Genomic DNA, 17,845 nt, shown 5'->3' with positions numbered 1-17,845 from the left:
CGCCCTCGAAAGAACGAGGGCGCGCCCGCCGCCTTCCGCTGCTTTCCGCTACCTCATGCGGCCTGATGGGGCGCGTGACGGCCGATGAACGCGACGATGGCCTCGCCCAACGGCTGGGGTGCGTCGCGATGTGGTGAATGTCCGCACGCCGTCAGCTTCACCACTTGCGCGTGCGGCACATGGGTCGCAATGCTGTCCATCTGCGCCATCGTGCCGTACTCGTCGTTCTCGCCCTGGATCGCGAGCAGCGGCTTCGAGATGCTTGCCACCGCGCCCACCAGATTCCATTCGCGAAACGCCGGGTTCAACCAGATGTCGTTCCAGCCCCAGAACGCCGAATCGACGTCGTCGTGGTATCGGCCGAGCTTCGTGGGGAGATCCGTCGTTTCGTACACGGTCTTCGTCTTGGCGATGCTCTGCACCGACAGATCCTCGACGAACAGGTGCGGGGCGATCACCACGGCACCGGCGAGCCGGTCGGGGAACGCGGCGCTGAACAGCAGCGCGATCGAACCGCCGTCGCTATGGCCGACGAGCCACACGCGCTCGGCCTGATCCGGGCCAACGCCGAGGGCGTCGAGAAACGCGGGCAACACTTCGCGGGCCTGACGGTGCATGAAGTCGACCGGCCACTGCTCGCCGTGCGCACGCGGCGTGGAGCGGCCATAGCCGTTGCGCGAATACACCAGGCCGCGATAACCGCCCGCGTTGCACAACTGTTGCGGCCAGTCTTTCCACATGGCGACGGAGCCGAGCCCCTCGTGAAGAAAGACCAGCAGCGGGGCGTGGGCAAGCTCGGGGTTGATCCATCGGTATTCGAGCGAGAGTGGGCCGTGCGAGGCCGTCTCGATCCGGGCGAACTGTACGTCCGACATTGACATGGTCCTGGGGTCTCCTAAAGCAACTCGCGCAGCTTGAAGCGCTGCACCTTGCCGGTCGCCGTCTTCGGCAGATCGTCGACGAAGACCAACTCGCGAGGGTATTTGTGCGGTGCCAGGCGCGCCTTCACGAAGGCCTTCAACTCGGTGGCCATCGCGTCGGTCGGCGAGACACCGGGCTTGAGCACGACGAACGCCTGCGTCTTGGTCAGGCCGTTGTCGTCGCGTCCCACGACGCCCGCCTCGAGCACCGCATCGTGCTGCATCAGGACCATCTCGACCTCGATGGGCGAGACGTACTGGCCGCTGACCTTGAGCATATCGTCGCTGCGTCCGGCATAGACGTAATACCCATTGGGCAGACGCTGGTACTTGTCGCCGCTCTTGAGCCAGTCGCCGAGGAACGTGGCGCGTGACTTCTCGCGATTGCACCAATACATGAGCGCGGCGCTCGGCCCCTGGATGTACAGATCGCCGATCTCGCCGTCCGGCACGGGCTGGCCGTTTTCGTCGCGCAACGCCACGGCGTAGCCCGGTACCGGTTCGCCGGTCGTTCCGTAGGCGACCTGTCCCGCGCGATTCGACAGGAAGATATGCAGCATCTCGGTCGAGCCGATGCCGTCGAGAATCTCGGCACCGAAATGCGCCGTGAACCGCTCGCCGATTTCCCGAGGTAGCGCCTCGCCGGCCGAGGTGCATAGGCGCAACGCCACGTCTTCGCGCTCGGGCAGGTGCGGCGACGCGAGCAGGTTGGCGTAGAGCGTCGGCACCCCATAGAAGATCGTCGGGCGATGCTGACGCAGCCGTTGCGCGACCGCTTGCGCCGTCGGGCGTTCGGCCATCAGGACGACGGTTGCGCCGACCGACAGCGGGAACGTGAGCCCGTTGCCCAGCCCGTACGCGAAGAATAGCTTCGCGGCGGAAAAGGCAATGTCGTCCTCGCGAATTCCCAGCACATGGCGACCGTACGTCTCGGCCGTCCAGTACAGGTTGGCGTGCGTGTGCACGGTGCCCTTGGGCTTGCCGGTCGAGCCCGACGAGTACAGCCAGAATGCGATGTCGTCGCCGGCGGTATCGGCGGGCAGCGCGCTCGGCGGACCCGCCACGAGCGCGTCGAAGGTCGGCCAGTCGGCAACGGCGTTGGCGTGCGCCTCGGCATCAACCGGTTGCGAGACGACGCACGGTGGCGCCGACGCCGTCTCGGCGACCTTGTCGAGCGCGGCCTGCACGGCCGGCAGGAGCGCGCCGGACGCAATCACGAGCTGCGCCTTGCTGTGCGAGATCATGTACGCGTAGTCGTCGGCGGTGAGCAGCGTATTGACGACCACGGGCACCACGCCGGCGTACAGCGCGCCGAGGAAGGCGACAGGCAGGTCGACGGTGTCGAGCATGATGAGCAGGATGCGCTCTTCGCGGTGGACACCCGCGCGCGCCAATCCGGTCGCGAAGCGCCGGCACCGATCGGCGAGTTCGCCATAGGTGAGGGAGCGGGTGTCGTCGAGATAAGCAGTCTTGGTCGCGCGCTCGCGATTGAGCGCCTCCAGATGCGCGGCGAAGTTGAAGTTCGCCGGCGGTGGGGTGAGTACGGCTTCCATGTTGTCTCCGGTGGATCACCGCGCGGCGCACACCCGGGAGGGGGAGACGCGCGGCGTGAGTACTTGTCGGCGCTCTGGCGGCGCCTGGATGAATCACCTTGACTGCGACGGCTGACTGCGACGGCTGCCTTCGAGAGCTAACTTCGAGAGCTAACTTCGACGGCTGGCGAAATGCGTCAACCCGCCGGGAATTCGACGGCGTTTTGCGTGAGTGCTTCGATCAGCGCGACGGGACCCTGAACGGCCGAGCGCACGTGGTAGAAGCGCAATGCGCGCAGGCCACCCAGTTCCTCGCCGCCACCGGCGCGGCCCGGGCCGCCGTGCAGCGATTGCGGCATGACGTTGCCGTGCCCGGTCTGTGTCTTTGCGACCGACGGGTCGACCGCGTGCACGCGACCGTGCGCGTCGGCCAACGCGAGGGCGGGTGCGTGCATGGCCACGGCGTCGTTGCTGTACAGCGACACGACAAGAGACCCCTGCCCGCGCTTGGCGAGCGCGACCGCTTCATCGAGATCGCGATAGCCGACGAGCGTCGCTACGGGGCCGAACACTTCCGTGTCGTGGACACGCTTGCCGCTCGCGCCGTCGCGCAGGCCGAGCAGCACGGGGGCGACGCAAGCGCTGTCGGCGCCGGCATCGACGAAGGTGGCCTCGCGATTGCCGTCATAGAGCGTTTCGGCTTCCCGCTGCAAATGGGCGATGCCGTCGAGCACGGCGCGCTTTTGCGCGAGACTCACGAGCGAGCCCATCTTGACGGACTCGTTGCGCGGATTGCCGACGACCATTTTGGCCAGTCGCTCGGCAATGGCGGCGGCGGCGGCATCGAAGTGCTCGACGGGCACCATCGCGCGGCGAATCGCCGTGCATTTCTGACCCGACTTGACGGTCATCTCGCGCGCCACTTCGCGCACGAACTGATCGAAGGCCGCACTGCCCGGCGCCGCGTCGGGCAGCAGGAGCGCGCTGTTCAGGCTATCGGCCTCAACGTTGATGCGCGCCGAGCGTTCGGTAAACGCCGCATGCGCGCGCAACGTCGCAGCGGTATCGGCCGAACCGGTGAACGAGACTACGTCGAACGGCCCGATCCGCTCGAGCAGACCGGCGGCGCTGCCGCAGATCACCGACAGGCTGCCCGGCGGCAGAATGCCTGCCTCGACCACATCGGCCACCATGCGCTGTGTCAGCCACGCGGTCGAGGTGGCCGGTTTGACGATGACAGGCACGCCCGCGAGCAATGCGCCGGCCGCCTTCTCCCAGAGTCCCCAGGCGGGGAAGTTGAAGGCATTGATGAACAGGGCGACACCCGGCGTCGCACGGAACACGTGACGCACCGCGAACGACCCATCCTTGGCCAGCGGCACTGCGGCGCCGTCGAGCAGTGTGTGGGCGTCGCCAAGCGCCGCGCCGAGCTTGGCGTACATCGACAGTGTGAAGATCGCCCCGTCGATGTCGACGGCGGAGTCGGTGGCGACCGTCCCCGAATTGGCGGTGGCGATGGCGTAATAGGCGTCGCGATTCGCCTGCAATGTGGCGACGATCTGCGCGAGTCGCTGCGCGCGCTCGCCGTACGACAGGGCGCGCAGCGCCGGGCCGGCACGCTCACGTGCGAACGTGAATGCCGCGTCGAGATCCAGGCCGGCGCTCGACACGAACGCCAGCGTATCGCCAGTCACGGGGTCGGTGAGCGCGGTGCGCGCGCCGTTGCCGGCGACCCATTGGCCGGCGACGTAGTTTTCCAACAAGGCGGGGGAGGGCATGAGCGTCAACCGGTGGGAATCAAAGAGGGGCCGGGCGCGCGCGGATCAGGCGCTGCGCGTGAATTCGATGGCCCCGTCGGGCAATAGGTACAGCACCAGGGCGCGTCCGCTGGACACCGTCGGCCGGTGCGCCGTACCGGGGCCGTACACGCACCAGCCCGCCGGATGCCCGTCGAACGTGGCGCCGGGGGTGAGCGGCATGATGAGGTCGATTTCGCCGTTCGGATGCAGGTGGTGCGGCCCGGCCAGATCGGCCATGTCCACAACGTCGACGGAAAAGCCGTGCGTTTGGGGCGACGGCTTGATGACGCGTCCATAACGGATGCCACCGCCTTCGCGATCGCACAGCCAGCCCTCGGCGACACCGGTGCGGCAGGCCATTGCAAGGGCTTCGTAACGTTGGGAACCTTCACCATAGCGCGCGTTGAGCCAATCGGCGAGGTCGGCGTCGAGGGCGCGGCCATCTAGCTCACGCGTGAGCTCGGCCATCAGCGCCTGAAATTGGGGCACATCCATCCATGTCTCCTGGGGACGTCGCAGTCGCTACACCGGTCGCGTCGGCAGCCTGGGCCAGAACAATCCCCTGGCCGGCATGGCTCGTGCAATCAGCCTGCCGCGCGCGCATCACGGTTTGCGCCCTGTCGGTTGAGATGACGCCGATCAATAACGGTGCTCAGAGGGTCTGGGGGTCTGGCCCGCGTTTGCTTTTTTATCGGCGCATGGTGAAAATTAGAGCATGCAAATTTGCCTGTCAAGCAATATATTACATGTTACCTGCTTTGAGGATCTCACCTGATGAATAAGAGTGCGCAAGCCGATGGAGTGCCGATAGCGCGGGGCGCCGGTGAGAAGGACCCGTTTCTGGTCGCGCTGGGCGAGCGGGTGCGCACGCTGCGCGCCCGGCGTGGCTTGACGCGCAAGGCGCTCGCGCTGGATGCCGGGGTTTCCGAGCGCCACGTGGCCAATCTGGAGTCGGGGGTAGGCAACGCGTCGGTGCTGTTCTTGCGCCAGCTTGCACAGGCACTAAATTGCACGTTGGCGGAAATCGTGGGCGACGAGACGACCTCGTCGGCGGAGTGGTTGCTCATTCGCGAAATCCTGCACGGGCGCGACGGCGAGGCGCTCACGCGGGCGCGTCAGGCGCTCAGCGAGTTGTTTGCCGGTAGCGAGCGCGACCCGGACCGGCGCGGCCGCATCGCGCTCATCGGTCTGCGCGGCGCGGGCAAGTCGACGCTCGGCCGCATGCTTGCCGACGACATGCACGTGCCGTTCGTCGAACTCAATCGCGTGATCGAGCAACTGGCCGGTTGCCCGCCGTCGGAGATCTATTCGCTGTATGGCGCAACGGCGTATCGCCGCTATGAGCTGCGCGCGCTGGAGGCTGTGGTGGCGGAGCATCCGCGTGCTGTGATCGCATCGCCGGGCGGTATCGTGAGCGATGCCGCGACGTTCAACTTCCTGCTCACGCACTGTTATACGGTGTGGCTGCAGGCCTCGCCCGAAGAGCACATGAAGCGCGTGGTGGCTCAGGGCGACTTGCGCCCGATGTCGGGGAACGCCGAAGCGATGGACGACCTCAAGCGCATTCTGGCGGGACGGCAAGACTTCTACGCCAAGGCCGACATGAGCTTCGACACCGGCGGGCGGGCGTTGGCCGACGCCTACCTGCAATTGCGTGGGCGCCTGGCAGTGCAGTTGTCGTCAGACTGAATGCCATTTGCTGCAAAATAATTCATTTTTGTTTGGAAAATCTGTTGACGGTGGTGTTGTGCTGCACTATATTGCAATTCAACAAGATCATTATTCGTGTTGGAGGCAATCATGTTCGGCAAACCCCACGTCGACTATCGTACGGATCCCACGCAGTACAAGCACTGGAAGTTGAGCTTCGAGGGTCCGGTGGCCACACTCGCCATCGATATCGCGGAAGACGGCGGCATTCGCGAGGGCTACAAGCTCAAGCTCAATTCGTACGATCTCGGGGTGGACATCGAGCTGCACGATGCCGTCCAGCGCATCCGCTTCGAGCACCCGGAAGTGAAGACGGTGGTCGTCACGAGCGCCAGGGATCGCGTGTTCTGCTCGGGCGCGAACATCTTCATGCTCGGCCTGTCCACGCATGCGTGGAAGGTCAATTTCTGCAAGTTCACCAACGAGACGCGCAACGGTCTGGAGGATTCCAGCCGTCACTCTGGCCTGAAATTTCTCGCGGCTGTGAATGGAGCATGTGCGGGCGGCGGCTACGAGCTTGCGCTGGCGTGTGACGAAATCTATTTGGTCGACGATCGCTCATCGTCGGTCGCGCTGCCGGAAGTGCCGCTGCTGGGCGTGTTGCCGGGCACCGGCGGCCTCACGCGGCTCACGGACAAGCGCCACGTTCGCAACGACCGCGCCGACATCTTCTGCACTATCGTCGAAGGCATTCGCGGCGAGCGCGCCAAGCAATGGCGCCTGGTCGACGAGGTGGTCAAGCCCGCGCAATTCGCGCAGACGGTGTCGGCCCGTGCGCTGGCACTGGCGCACGACAGCGACCGCCCGGGCGGCAAGGGCGTGACGCTCACGCGCATCGAGCGCACCGATGAGCCGGACGCCATCCGCTACGAATTCGTCGACGTGGAGATCGACCGTGTCAACCGCACCGCAAGCCTGACCGTGAAGGCGCCAACGTCCGCACCGCCGGCCGACATCGATGGCATTGTCGCGGCGGGCGTGAACTGGTGGCCGTTGAAAATGGCGCGCGAACTCGATGACGCCATCCTTAACCTGCGCACGAACGAACTCGATATCGGCACTTGGCTGTTGCGTACCGAAGGCGAAGCGAAGCACGTGCTGGCGGCGGACGCCTCGCTGCTGGCGCATGCGCATCACTGGCTTGTCCGCGAGACCATCGGCATGTTGCGCCGCACGTTTGCACGTATCGACGTGTCGTCGCGTTCGCTCTTCGCATTGATCGAGCCGGATTCGTGCTTCGCCGGCACGCTGGCCGAATTCGCCTTCGCGGCCGACCGCACCTATATGGCGGCGCTGCCCGCCAGCGAGGAAGATGAACCGGCGATCACACTCACCGAGGTCAACTTCGGCCTGTTGCCGATGGTGACCGATCAATCGCGTCTCGCACGGCGGTTCTATGAAGACGCGGCGGAACTCGACGCCGTGCGCGCCACCGTCGGCCGCCCGGTGCGTCCGGACGAGGCGGAGCGTCTCGGGCTGGTGACGGCCGCCGTCGACGACCTCGATTGGCCGGACGAAATTCGCATCGCGATCGAGGAACGTGCGGCCATGTCGCCCGATGCGCTCACGGGCATGGAGGCGAACCTGCGCTTCAACGGCCGCGAGACGATGAACACCCGCATCTTCGGCCGACTGTCGGCATGGCAGAACTGGATCTTCATCCGGCCGAACGCCGTGGGCGAGAAGGGCGCGCTGAAGGTTTATGGCAAGGGCAACAAGGCGCAGTTCGATCTGAACCGCGTCTGAGGAATGGACTGTGCCGCCGCCGGTCGCTTGCGCCGCGCGGCGGTAACACCCCACGAGACGGCTTACACAGCATACGCACGAGACACGAGGATTCCCACGATGGCTTCGATCAACTACAGCGAGAAGATCCCCAACAACGTCAATCTGTCCGACGACCGCACGCTGCAGCGCGCGCTTGAGCAGTGGCAGCCGAACTTCCTGTCCTGGTGGGGCGACATGGGCCCGGAGGGCTCGCACGGCTTCGACGTTTATCTGCGCACGGCCGTGAGCGTCGACCCCGGTGGCTGGGCGCACTTCGATCACGTGAAGATGCCGGACTATCGCTGGGGCATCTTCCTCACGCCGGGCGAAGCCGAGCGCAAGATCCACTTCGGCGAGCACAAGGGCGAAGCCGCGTGGCAGGACGTGCCGGGTGAGCACCGGGCGAACCTGCGCCGCATCATTGTCACGCAGGGCGACACGGAACCGGCGTCGGTCGAGCAGCAGCGGCACCTCGGGCTGACCGCGCCGTCGATGTATGACCTGCGAAACCTGTTCCAGGTGAATGTGGAAGAAGGCCGGCACTTGTGGGCGATGGTCTACCTGCTGCACCGCTACTTTGGGCGCGACGGTCGCGAAGAAGCCGAAGCGCTGCTCGGCCGTCGTTCGGGCGACGAAGACAATCCGCGCATTCTCGGCGCGTTCAACGAAAAGACGCCGGACTGGCTGGCGTTCTACATGTTCACGTATTTCACGGATCGCGACGGCAAGTTCCAGCTCTCGGCACTGGCCGAGTCGGGCTTCGATCCGCTCGCGCGCACCACCAAGTTCATGCTGACCGAAGAGGCGCACCACATGTTCGTGGGCGAGTCGGGCGTCTCGCGCGTGATCGCGCGCACGGCACAGGTGATGAACGAGTTGAAGACCGACGACGTCGCAAAGCTGCGCGCGGCGGGCGTGATCGATCTGCCGACGATCCAGCGCTACGTCAACTTCCATTATTCCGTAACGATCGATCTGTTCGGCGCGGATCAGTCGTCGAACGCGGCGATCTTCTACAGCTCCGGTCTGAAGGGCCGCTATGAAGAGAGCAAGCGCGACGACGACCACCAACTGAACGGCCAGATGTACCGGTTGCTGGATGTGGATAACGGCAAGCTGGTGGAGCGCGAAGTGCCGATGCTCAACGCCATGAATGAAGTGCTGCGCGACGACTACATCAAGGACTCGGTCGCGGGGGTGAATCGCTGGAACAAGGTGTTGGAGAAGGCGGGCATCGACTTCCGCCTGAGCGTGCCGCACAAGGCGTTCAACCGCCAGATCGGAACGTTCGCCGGCGTGCGCGTCTCGCCGGACGGCCGCGTGGTGAGCGAGGCCGAATGGGCCGCGCATGAGCGCGAGTGGCTGCCGTCGGCCGAGGACCGGGCCTATGTGGCGTCGCTCATGGGGCGTGTGACCGAGCCGGGCAAGTTCGCCAACTGGATCGCGCCGCCCCCGCTCGGCATCAATCGTCAGCCGATCGACTTCGAGTACGTGCGCTTCAATTAAAAAGTATCGGCGCATTCCCCACAAGGAGACAGCATCATGAACGGCCCCGTTCCGGTCGAAGTTCTGAAGCAGCATCTGATCGATCCGGAGATCTGCATTCGCTGCAATACCTGCGAAGAGACGTGCCCCATTGACGCGATCACGCACGACGAGAACAACTATGTTGTGCGCGCGGACACGTGCAATGGGTGCATGGCGTGCATCTCGCCGTGCCCGACGGGGGCCATCGACAATTGGCGCGACGTGCTCAAGGCCGAGGCCTACTCCGTCGACGCTCAACTGACGTGGGACGAGTTGCCCGTGCAGGACGACGCCATCGCCGGTCAGGGCGCGATCGGTGAGGCTGCCGAGGGTGCGGCCGGCGCGGCGTCGGCCGACACGCCCGAGCCGCTCATCGGCGGTTCGGATCTCGTGCGAGGTTCGGTCGTGCCGCCGTGGTCCGCCGCGAAGCCTTACGTCAACCTGTACAACCACAAGGCGCCGGTGCAGGCCACCGTGGTGGGCAACTATCGCTTGACCGATGACAGTACCGAGAGCGACATCCACCATATCGTGCTCGATTTCGGCAAACAGCCGTTCCCGGTGCTCGAAGGGCAGTCGATCGGCATCATCGCGCCGGGCACCACCAGCGATGGCCGGGCGCATCACGCGCGGCAATACTCGATTGCGTCGCCGCGCGACGGCGAGCGGCCCGGCTATAACAATCTGGCGCTCACCGTCAAACGCGTGACGACCGATCATCAGGGCCAGGCGGTGGGTGGCGTGTGTTCGAACTATCTGTGCGATTTGAAGAAGGGCGACGTGGTGAACGTGATGGGCCCGTTCGGCAGTACGTTCCTGATGCCGAACCACGCCGATTCGCACCTGCTGATGATCTGCACCGGCACGGGGGCGGCGCCGATGCGGGCCATGACCGAGTATCGCCGCCGTCGCCGTCTGAAGGGTGCGACCGGCAAGCTCATGCTGTTCTTTGGCGCGCGTACGCAGGGCGAACTGCCGTACTTCGGCCCCTTGCTCAATCTGCCGAAGGATTTCATCGACACGAATCTCGCCTTCTCACGCACGCCCGGGCAGGCCAAGCGCTATGTGCAGGACGCCATGCGCGAGCGCGCGGCCGACGTGGCGGCGCTGCTGCGTCACGACCACACCTATATCTACGTGTGCGGGCTGAAAGGCATGGAAGATGGCGTGCTTCAGGTGCTGCAGACCATCGCGGGTGAGGCCGGGCTGGACTGGCAGGCCCTCTGGCAACGTCTGAAGGCGGAGGGACGCCTGCATCTCGAGACCTACTGACCACGACTGACGATATCGGCTCACGCAATGCCGCGCCGACGCGGCATTGCGAGCCAGGGTTGACCGACGGCGTTCTGCGCCGACTTGACACCGCGTGCTTCGGCACGCGGTTTTTTTCGTTCAACGCGGAAATCGAGGCGTTCGCGGAGATCGAGGTGTTCGTGGCGTTCGATGCTCTCCCGGTGGCATCGTAGGAATTGAGTAACATGGAAGGGCTGTTTCCCTTTCCATTTTTTCTCTGAACGGAGAGTCACATGGGCAAGAAGCGGATTCTGGTACTGGCAGGCGACTATGTCGAAGACTACGAGTTGATGGTGCCCGTGCAGGCACTCATGGCCGTGGGCCACCGCGTGGAGGTCGTTTGTCCCGGCAAGAAGGCGGGCGACAAGGTGCGCACGGCAATTCACGACTTCGAGGGCGATCAGACGTATAGCGAGAAGCGTGGGCACGACTTCACGCTCAATGCCACGTTCGACGGGTTGTCGCCGGCCGACTTCGACGCGCTGGTGATCCCCGGCGGACGCGCGCCGGAGTATTTGCGTCTGAACGACGCGGTCATTGCGGCGGTGAAGCATTTTGCCGAGAACGACAAGCCGATTGCGGCGATCTGCCACGGTGCGCAATTGCTGGCGGCGGCCGGTGTCATCGAAGGGCGCGAGTGTGCGGCGTATCCGGCGTGTGCGCCGGAGGTGCGTCTGGCGGGCGGGAAGTACATGGATATCGGGATCGACGAAGCCCACACCGATGGCATGCTCGTGAGCGCCCCGGCATGGCCCGCGCATCCCGCGTGGATCGCGCAGTTCCTGGCGGTGCTGGGAACGAAGATCACGCTTTGAATTGCGCCTTATCCGAATCTCTCCGCGTTCGATCTTACGGCGCGCTATCGGGCCATCGCCGATGGCGCGCGGCCATGCATCGGCCTCGGCGCGCGTTCGCGCGCTGAGCGAGTGCCGTCACGCGCGACGGAATTGTCCGAACTTGCCTCATTTTCGAAAGCTCTCCGCCCGGTAGCGCAGCAAGATCTGCCGATCTCAACCGGGGCGGACGACGGGCGGTTCGCGCGCCAGGGCCCCGCCGTACGACGAAGGAGAGTCGTGATGGAACTCAACGCTTATCCCCTCGGGGGCCATTCCGTGGGTTCCCCTGCCAATGTTTCGGCGGTTCGGGCGAAACGCGCCGAATTGCTCCCGGAAGCCGGCCCGCTGGGAACCTTCGGGGCGGTGACCGGGCATGACGGTAGCGGTGCACCCTTGCCGCCGATCGGTCCGTTCGATTTCTCTGCCGCGCGCCGCGTGCACGACGACATCGCGATGGGCGCCAGCGGCGCGGTGGTTCGTCTGACGTTCGAAGCGCACGCGCATGCTACGCAATACCTCGTGAGAGCGTCTCCCAACGTTGGACATGCCACTCGAACGTGGCTGGCCTCCCGACTATTCGGCGCGTTGGGTCTGGCCACACCGACAGCGATGCTGGTGCGGGGCTGTTCGCTGGCGTTCGATGGCACCCAGGCGCCCGAACGGATTTATCTGGCGACGACGTACTTGCCCGCCTACCGGGCGCTTGGCGAGTGGCTTGAGGGCGATGCCGCGCGGCGTGCCATCGAAGGTGCGCAGGGGGTGCAAGGCGGGGTGATCGACGCATGTGAGCGTGCCCGCGATGGGGCCCTCGCCGCCGGGCGTCAGATGGCGAGTGTGCTTGAGCAGGCCGGCGCAGGACCGTTGGGCGCGCTCGCTGGCGCGGCGGCGCAGGCCCACGCCGATGCCGCCCGGGCGCGTCACGAGATGCGTGGCGTGCTCTGCCGCTCGCTGCCCGATGTCTATCGATGCGCATTGGAGCGCCACTATGTGGCGGCGCTTTGGCTCGGTAACCGCGACGTGTGCAACGCCTTCATGGACAACGTCGGGGTCTGGCGGGACAAGAACGACTTACCTTACATGATGACGGTCGATTTTCGGCGCTGCCTCGATTTCGACTCGCAGTGCCCGCTGACGGAGGTGACGCAGTTTTGCTGCGACGATCCCTTCGCATCCTTCGTGCGAGGGCTGACCGGGCTGGCGGACACCGCGCCCGGCAAGACGGTGCTCGACGAGTTGAAGGATCCGACCGGGGTGCGGGCCCTGGCGGCCGAGATGGCGTTTCGTCTGGGCCGGATCACCGGGCATGCCATTCTGCCGTGGATCGAAAGTGCACACGAGGCAGTCCGCTCGGCGTCGCCGGTTGCCGAGGGCGCGGCGCCTGCCTGGGACAGGGACGGATTCGTGAGCCAGATCCTGGCGCGCCGTGACAGTCTCGTGGCGTTACTGGGCGGGCCTTGGGCCGCGCAGGCGTGGGCGCAACTGTATCCCATGCGCGCCCGCGCCATTGAGGCACAGCAGGAGCCTTTTCTACGCGCGGCAGCCGCCGGGGGCGACAGCGCGTGAGCGCGTGAGCAGGCTTGGATCAGGGCGGGTCGGACGGCTCCCGAATCGCCGCTGATGGATGGCACCAAATTGGTGCATTTGAGTCATTTGACGGGCGTTTCCGCGGGTTGCCTAACGTCGCAAGCTCGCATAAACTATCGACGCCACAAACCCCGCGTGACTGGCGATTAGGGTGCACAGCCTTGTGTGCCCGAGGTGGAGCAACCCACCGGGAAGCGCCGGGGTCTTATTTGCCGTTCGCCTGGGCAGCCGTGATGGTTGGTGCTGCCCTGTCTATCGTCTTCCGAAGCACAAAGGAAGACGCGCTGCGCCATCCCCTCCCGGAAAACCTGTTCAATTCAACGGAAACGCCATGTTCGACAAATCCAAATCCACCGTTGCCTCCGTCGATCCCGACGTGTGGGCCGCGATTCAGAAAGAAAATCAGCGTCAGGAAGACCACATCGAGCTGATCGCCTCGGAGAACTACACCAGCCCGGCCGTGATGGAAGCGCAGGGCTCGCAACTGACCAACAAGTATGCGGAAGGGTATCCGGGCAAGCGCTACTACGGTGGTTGCGAGTATGTCGACATCGTTGAACAACTGGCCATCGATCGCGTGAAGGCGTTGTTCGGCGCCGAAGCCGCGAACGTGCAGCCGAACTCGGGCTCGCAGGCCAACCAGGGCGTGTACTTCGCCATGCTCAAGCCGGGCGACACGATCATGGGCATGAGCCTGGCGCACGGCGGTCACCTGACGCACGGGTCGCCGGTCAACATGTCGGGCAAGTGGTTCAACGTGGTGAGCTACGGCCTGAACAAGGACGAAGACATCGATTACGACGCTGCCGAAAAGCTCGCGCAGCAACACAAGCCGAAGCTGATCGTAGCGGGTGCATCGGCCTTCTCCCTGAAGATCGACTTCGAGCGCATGTCGCGGATCGCCAAGTCGGTCGGCGCGTACTTCATGGTCGACATGGCGCACTATGCCGGTCTGATCGCCGCCGGTGTGTACCCGAATCCGGTGCCGCACGCCGACTTCGTGACCACGACCACGCACAAGAGCCTGCGCGGCCCGCGCGGCGGCGTGATCCTGATGAAGGCCGAGTTCGAGAAGCCGATCAACTCGGCCATCTTCCCGGGCATTCAGGGCGGTCCGCTCATGCACGTGATCGCCGGCAAGGCCGTCGCGTTCAAGGAAGCTGCATCGCCGGAATTCAAGGCGTATCAGGAACAAGTCGCGAAGAATGCCCGCGTGCTGGCCGAGACGTTGGTCAAGCGGGGGCTGCGTATCGTGTCGGGCCGGACGGAATCGCATGTGATGCTGGTCGACCTGCGCGCGAAGAACATCACGGGCAAGGCGGCAGAAGCTGCGCTGGGCGAAGCGCACATCACCGTCAACAAGAACGCGATTCCGAACGATCCGGAAAAGCCGTTCGTGACGAGCGGTGTGCGTCTGGGCTCGCCGGCCATGACCACGCGCGGTTTCAAGGAAGCCGAAGCGGAAAAGGTCGGCAACCTGATCGCCGACGTGCTGGATAACCCGGAAGACGCCGAGAACCTGGCCCGCGTGCGAGCGCAAGTGGCCGAGTTGACCCAGCGTTTCCCGGTCTACGGCTAAGCCGCGGACGTCGCGCGCATGCGCTGCCCGTTCTGCCGGCACGACGACACGCAGGTCATCGACTCGCGTGAAGCAGAAGACGGCGCTGCCATCCGGCGGCGCCGGAAATGCCCGTCGTGCGACAAGCGCTTCACCACGTACGAACGTGTCGAGCTGGCGATGCCGGCCGTCGTCAAGAAAGACGGCAGCCGCGCCGAGTACGATCGCGCGAAAGTGCGTGCGAGCATGCAACTGGCGATTCGCAAGCGCCCGGTGGGTGCCGAAGCGATGGATGCCGCGATTGCGCGCATCGAATACAAGCTGTTGGCCGGTGCAGAGCGCGAGGTGATGAGCCAACGTATCGGCGAACTGGTGATGCGCGAGTTGAAGCGGCTCGATAAGATCGCCTATATCCGCTTTGCGTCGGTGTATCGCAGCTTCGAGGACATCGCCGAGTTTCGCGACGTGCTCGAGGAGATCGACAGTACCGATATCAAGCCCAAGCGTAAGCCGGTGGCGTGAGCTGACGACGATGCGAGACGTGTAAGGACGCGTTTGAGCGTGCGCAGGCGGCTGTAGTCCCGTTTGCTGGAAAGATGGACGGAAAACCCGTCGTGCCCGAAAGGGCACGGCGGGTTTTTTTATTGCCGCCCGAAGGCCGATGTAGCGGGACAGGAATGCGCAGATGGGAGATGGCGCAAACCTTGATGTAGCGCCGTTATTTGCGTTTGTTGTGAGTGATTTGTATGCGTTAAATGAGGCAATTAAACTGCATTGTTTAAGTTAATTTCAATCGAATATTAAGCCGTATTGTGTGAAATATCCCAATTTCGGTGAATGATCTTTCGCTTGGGAAAAGCTACCAATTCGATTGCCGATATACGTTGTTTTGACGATTCCCGTCCTAGAATCGCCTCCTTCATTGACGACCTCTATGCCGCTCTCAAGGAGACGACGGTCACAGTCGTCTGCTTTTGCGAACGCAATTAGGAGGTATCAAATGCAAGGGAAGTCTTCGAAGGTTGGCGTGCTTCGTCAAACAAAGATCTGTATGGCGGCAGCGGCGATGGTGGCGGCTGCGGCATTCCCGAGCGTCGTCGAGGCGGAAGAAGAAAAGTCTTCGGTCGTCACGCAGCGAAACAAAGACAAAAATCAGATCATCAATCATCTGCAGTCGCAATTTAAGAAGCTCGATGCTGAAAGCCGCGCGAAGAACGATGAGTATCTGCTGGAAACCAGTTGGAAGGCGAGCGCAAAGATTGTCCGGAATATTCTTGGTATTAAAGCGCTCGATAAACAGAACGAGGAACTCCGCGGTATCAGCGAGCGAATCGCTGAGATGCTCGAAGTCGCCAGCGAGGGGAAGGACGGGAAGCCGCTGACGCACGTCGATTGGTTGAGCGTGGATGATTTGCAGAAAATCAAACTTGGCGCCGATGAAATCTTGCGGACAGAGGGCGTTGAGCGAGCCGGTGAAATCGAAAAGCTGACGGCCTTCCTGTCGCGCGCTACGCGCGAAGCGCAGATCGCGGGTGAGGTTCAGCCGATTTGGGAGAAGTTGGTCAGCGTCAGAGAACAACTGAAGACATTGAGCAACGCTGAGGGTGCGTCGTTAAACGAATTGATCAACCGTTACGAGTTGACGGCCGAGACGGATAACGGAACGGTCAAGCCTGTCGGTTCGTGGGGCGCCGACAACTTGAACGGCGCTTACGCCGATATCCTGAAAGAAAATGGCCAGACCCTTATCGGCGACCAGACCATTGTCGAGATCACGCAGCGCTCCGGGGAGGCATCGAATCCGCTTGCCGGCACGACAGGCGGACAGCGATATGTCGGTACGCTGCGCGTTTCGGAAGAGGCGGATCACCGCTTGGACGTCAAGAGTGGTCATTTGGTGGTCACGCAGGGGATCGAGGGGGCTGGCAAGCTGAGCATTGCTGTTGGCACCGAAGGGAGGTTGCGATTTGAGGAAGGCGGCCAAGGAATCCGCTTCGGTGCGAATGGCGTGGAAATTACCGCGGGACACGATGCCGGAATGTCCGAGTTTGGGGGGACCGTCCAGTTCGACGCAGGGACCAGTGCGGGAAGCGCGAAGCTCGATATTCGTGATGGCGGCAGTCTCTGGTTCGAAGAAGGTGCCAACGCGGGGACCAGCCGGATCTCGATTTCGAATGGCGGCGCCGCCACCTTCATCGGCGCCCAGGCAAGGCAATCGTCGATCGCCAACTCGGGGAATGTCCATCTCGTGTTGTCATCGGGGGGAAATGCCGAGATCAACAACGACAGTGACGGTGAGGTGTTGTTTTCGCTCTCGAAGCTTGAGAAGCTGCGCCTGTCGAACAGCGGTCACGCCGATTTCTGGGCAACGTCCGGTGGCGACGCGGTCATCGACAACAAGGTTGCCGGAACGGTCGCCTTCGACGACGCGTCTCTCGAGAGTCTCACGCTCGACAACGCGGGCGTTGTCTCCATCTCCGACGCATTGGGCGGGAACGCGACGATCACGAATCGCGCTTCGGGAGAGGTCGCGATTTTCGATACGGCGCTGGAAAACATTCGTTTGTCCAACGAGGGCCGGATCGGCTTGATCGGCAAGACGACTGCGGACAACGCGATTGTCACGATGAGCGGTGGCACGCTGGATGTTAGATACGTTGGGGATGCGAACGACGATTCCGCCGCCCAAACGGCCCCGGCCGAGAAGGCCATCACGATCGGATCGCTGTCTGGGACTGGTGAAGTCATCACGGGGACGACGACCGTGACGTTGGGTTCGGCGAATCGCGACGACGAATTTGGTGGTCGCTTCGTGCAAACGAGGGACGACATGGGCGTGACGGTCGAAGACTGGCTCACGATCCAGACGCCGGAGCCGCTCGAGTTGCGGATGTCTGCCGAAGCGGGCGCAACCCAAGGTGTTCAACTGATCAAAGTCGGTACCGGCAACCTGACGCTGAGTGGCGACCAAGGCGACGTTTCGAGTCTGGGGATTCAAGCAGGTACGTTGACTGCGGCGCATGCAAATGCGCTGGGTTCGGGCACCGTGAGTGTCGCGAGCGCCGGTACGGTCGCGCTGAACGCCGATGTTGCCGGTGTGACGACCCTCTCGAACGCCGGTACGCTCGATCTGGGCACGAACAAGCTGGCCGTGGGCAAATACGAGTCGAGCGAGGGTGCGAAGATCAACTCGCGCGTTGCCAAACAGGGCGACGATCTGGCCTTCGGTGCGATTCAAGTTTCGGAAGACAGCGATTTCCGCACCACAAAGATCGCAGTCGCGGTCGATGAGGGTATTGAAGTCGATGACCTGCTCAAG

At 63.8% G+C, this 17,845-nt stretch carries 13 protein-coding genes and 1 riboswitch; of the genes, 9 read left to right on the top strand and 4 right to left on the bottom strand.

All coding sequences use genetic code 11. From position 1 onward, the window contains the following. Positions 1 to 53: 53 nt before the first annotated feature. The 4 genes from ACE3UG_RS06085 to ACE3UG_RS06070 form a co-directional block, all read right to left on the bottom strand. Entirely contained in the window at positions 54 to 875 is an 822-nt protein-coding gene (locus tag ACE3UG_RS06085) for an alpha/beta fold hydrolase (protein ID WP_374621517.1), read from the bottom strand. 20 nt (positions 876 to 895) lie between these two features. After that, on the bottom strand, positions 896 to 2,473 hold the full coding sequence (locus tag ACE3UG_RS06080) for a benzoate-CoA ligase family protein (RefSeq protein ID WP_374621049.1): 1,578 nt from the start codon (positions 2,471 to 2,473) through the stop codon (positions 896 to 898). Between the two features lie 176 nt (positions 2,474 to 2,649). Further along, on the bottom strand, positions 2,650 to 4,230 hold the full coding sequence (locus ACE3UG_RS06075; RefSeq protein WP_374621046.1) for a 3,4-dehydroadipyl-CoA semialdehyde dehydrogenase: 1,581 nt from the start codon (positions 4,228 to 4,230) through the stop codon (positions 2,650 to 2,652). A gap of 45 nt (positions 4,231 to 4,275) precedes the next feature. After that, complete coding sequence (locus tag ACE3UG_RS06070) at positions 4,276 to 4,746, bottom strand: DUF4863 family protein (RefSeq protein WP_374621043.1); 471 nt, start codon at positions 4,744 to 4,746, stop codon at positions 4,276 to 4,278. Positions 4,747 to 5,025: 279 nt separating this feature from the next. Here ACE3UG_RS06070 and ACE3UG_RS06065 point away from each other — a divergent pair, with 279 nt between their 5' ends. The 9 genes from ACE3UG_RS06065 to ACE3UG_RS06025 form a co-directional block, all read left to right on the top strand. Continuing rightward, positions 5,026 to 5,940, top strand: a complete 915-nt coding sequence (locus tag ACE3UG_RS06065) for a helix-turn-helix transcriptional regulator (RefSeq protein WP_374621040.1) — start codon at positions 5,026 to 5,028, stop codon at positions 5,938 to 5,940. Between the two features lie 111 nt (positions 5,941 to 6,051). Beyond that, on the top strand, positions 6,052 to 7,707 hold the full coding sequence (gene boxC / locus ACE3UG_RS06060) for a 2,3-epoxybenzoyl-CoA dihydrolase (RefSeq protein ID WP_374621037.1): 1,656 nt from the start codon (positions 6,052 to 6,054) through the stop codon (positions 7,705 to 7,707). Positions 7,708 to 7,806: 99 nt separating this feature from the next. Continuing rightward, the gene (boxB, locus tag ACE3UG_RS06055; RefSeq protein ID WP_374621035.1) at positions 7,807 to 9,234 is read left to right on the top strand and encodes a benzoyl-CoA 2,3-epoxidase subunit BoxB; all 1,428 of its coding nucleotides are present in this window, start codon (positions 7,807 to 7,809) and stop codon (positions 9,232 to 9,234) included. 36 nt (positions 9,235 to 9,270) lie between these two features. Beyond that, entirely contained in the window at positions 9,271 to 10,527 is a 1,257-nt protein-coding gene (gene boxA / locus ACE3UG_RS06050; protein WP_374621032.1) for a benzoyl-CoA 2,3-epoxidase subunit BoxA, read from the top strand. Positions 10,528 to 10,781: 254 nt separating this feature from the next. Then, a complete protein-coding gene (locus ACE3UG_RS06045; RefSeq protein ID WP_374621029.1) occupies positions 10,782 to 11,363 on the top strand; it encodes a DJ-1/PfpI family protein in 582 nt (193 codons plus the stop codon). 261 nt (positions 11,364 to 11,624) lie between these two features. After that, positions 11,625 to 12,947, top strand: a complete 1,323-nt coding sequence (locus ACE3UG_RS06040; protein ID WP_374621026.1) for a hypothetical protein — start codon at positions 11,625 to 11,627, stop codon at positions 12,945 to 12,947. Between the two features lie 146 nt (positions 12,948 to 13,093). Further along, positions 13,094 to 13,201, top strand: a riboswitch (ZMP/ZTP riboswitch). Between the two features lie 98 nt (positions 13,202 to 13,299). Beyond that, the gene (gene glyA, locus ACE3UG_RS06035; RefSeq protein WP_374621024.1) at positions 13,300 to 14,547 is read left to right on the top strand and encodes a serine hydroxymethyltransferase; all 1,248 of its coding nucleotides are present in this window, start codon (positions 13,300 to 13,302) and stop codon (positions 14,545 to 14,547) included. Between the two features lie 18 nt (positions 14,548 to 14,565). Next, a complete protein-coding gene (gene nrdR / locus ACE3UG_RS06030) occupies positions 14,566 to 15,048 on the top strand; it encodes a transcriptional regulator NrdR (RefSeq protein ID WP_374621021.1) in 483 nt (160 codons plus the stop codon). 529 nt (positions 15,049 to 15,577) lie between these two features. Then, a partial coding sequence (locus ACE3UG_RS06025) for a hypothetical protein (RefSeq protein WP_374621019.1) occupies positions 15,578 to 17,845 on the top strand: 2,268 nt, incomplete at its 3' end.

The organism is Pandoraea sp. (genome assembly GCF_041919235.1).
Lineage (GTDB): Bacteria > Pseudomonadota > Gammaproteobacteria > Burkholderiales > Burkholderiaceae > Pandoraea.
Note: the sequence above shows the minus strand (reverse complement) of the source record. Positions and strands in the feature narration are given on the sequence as shown.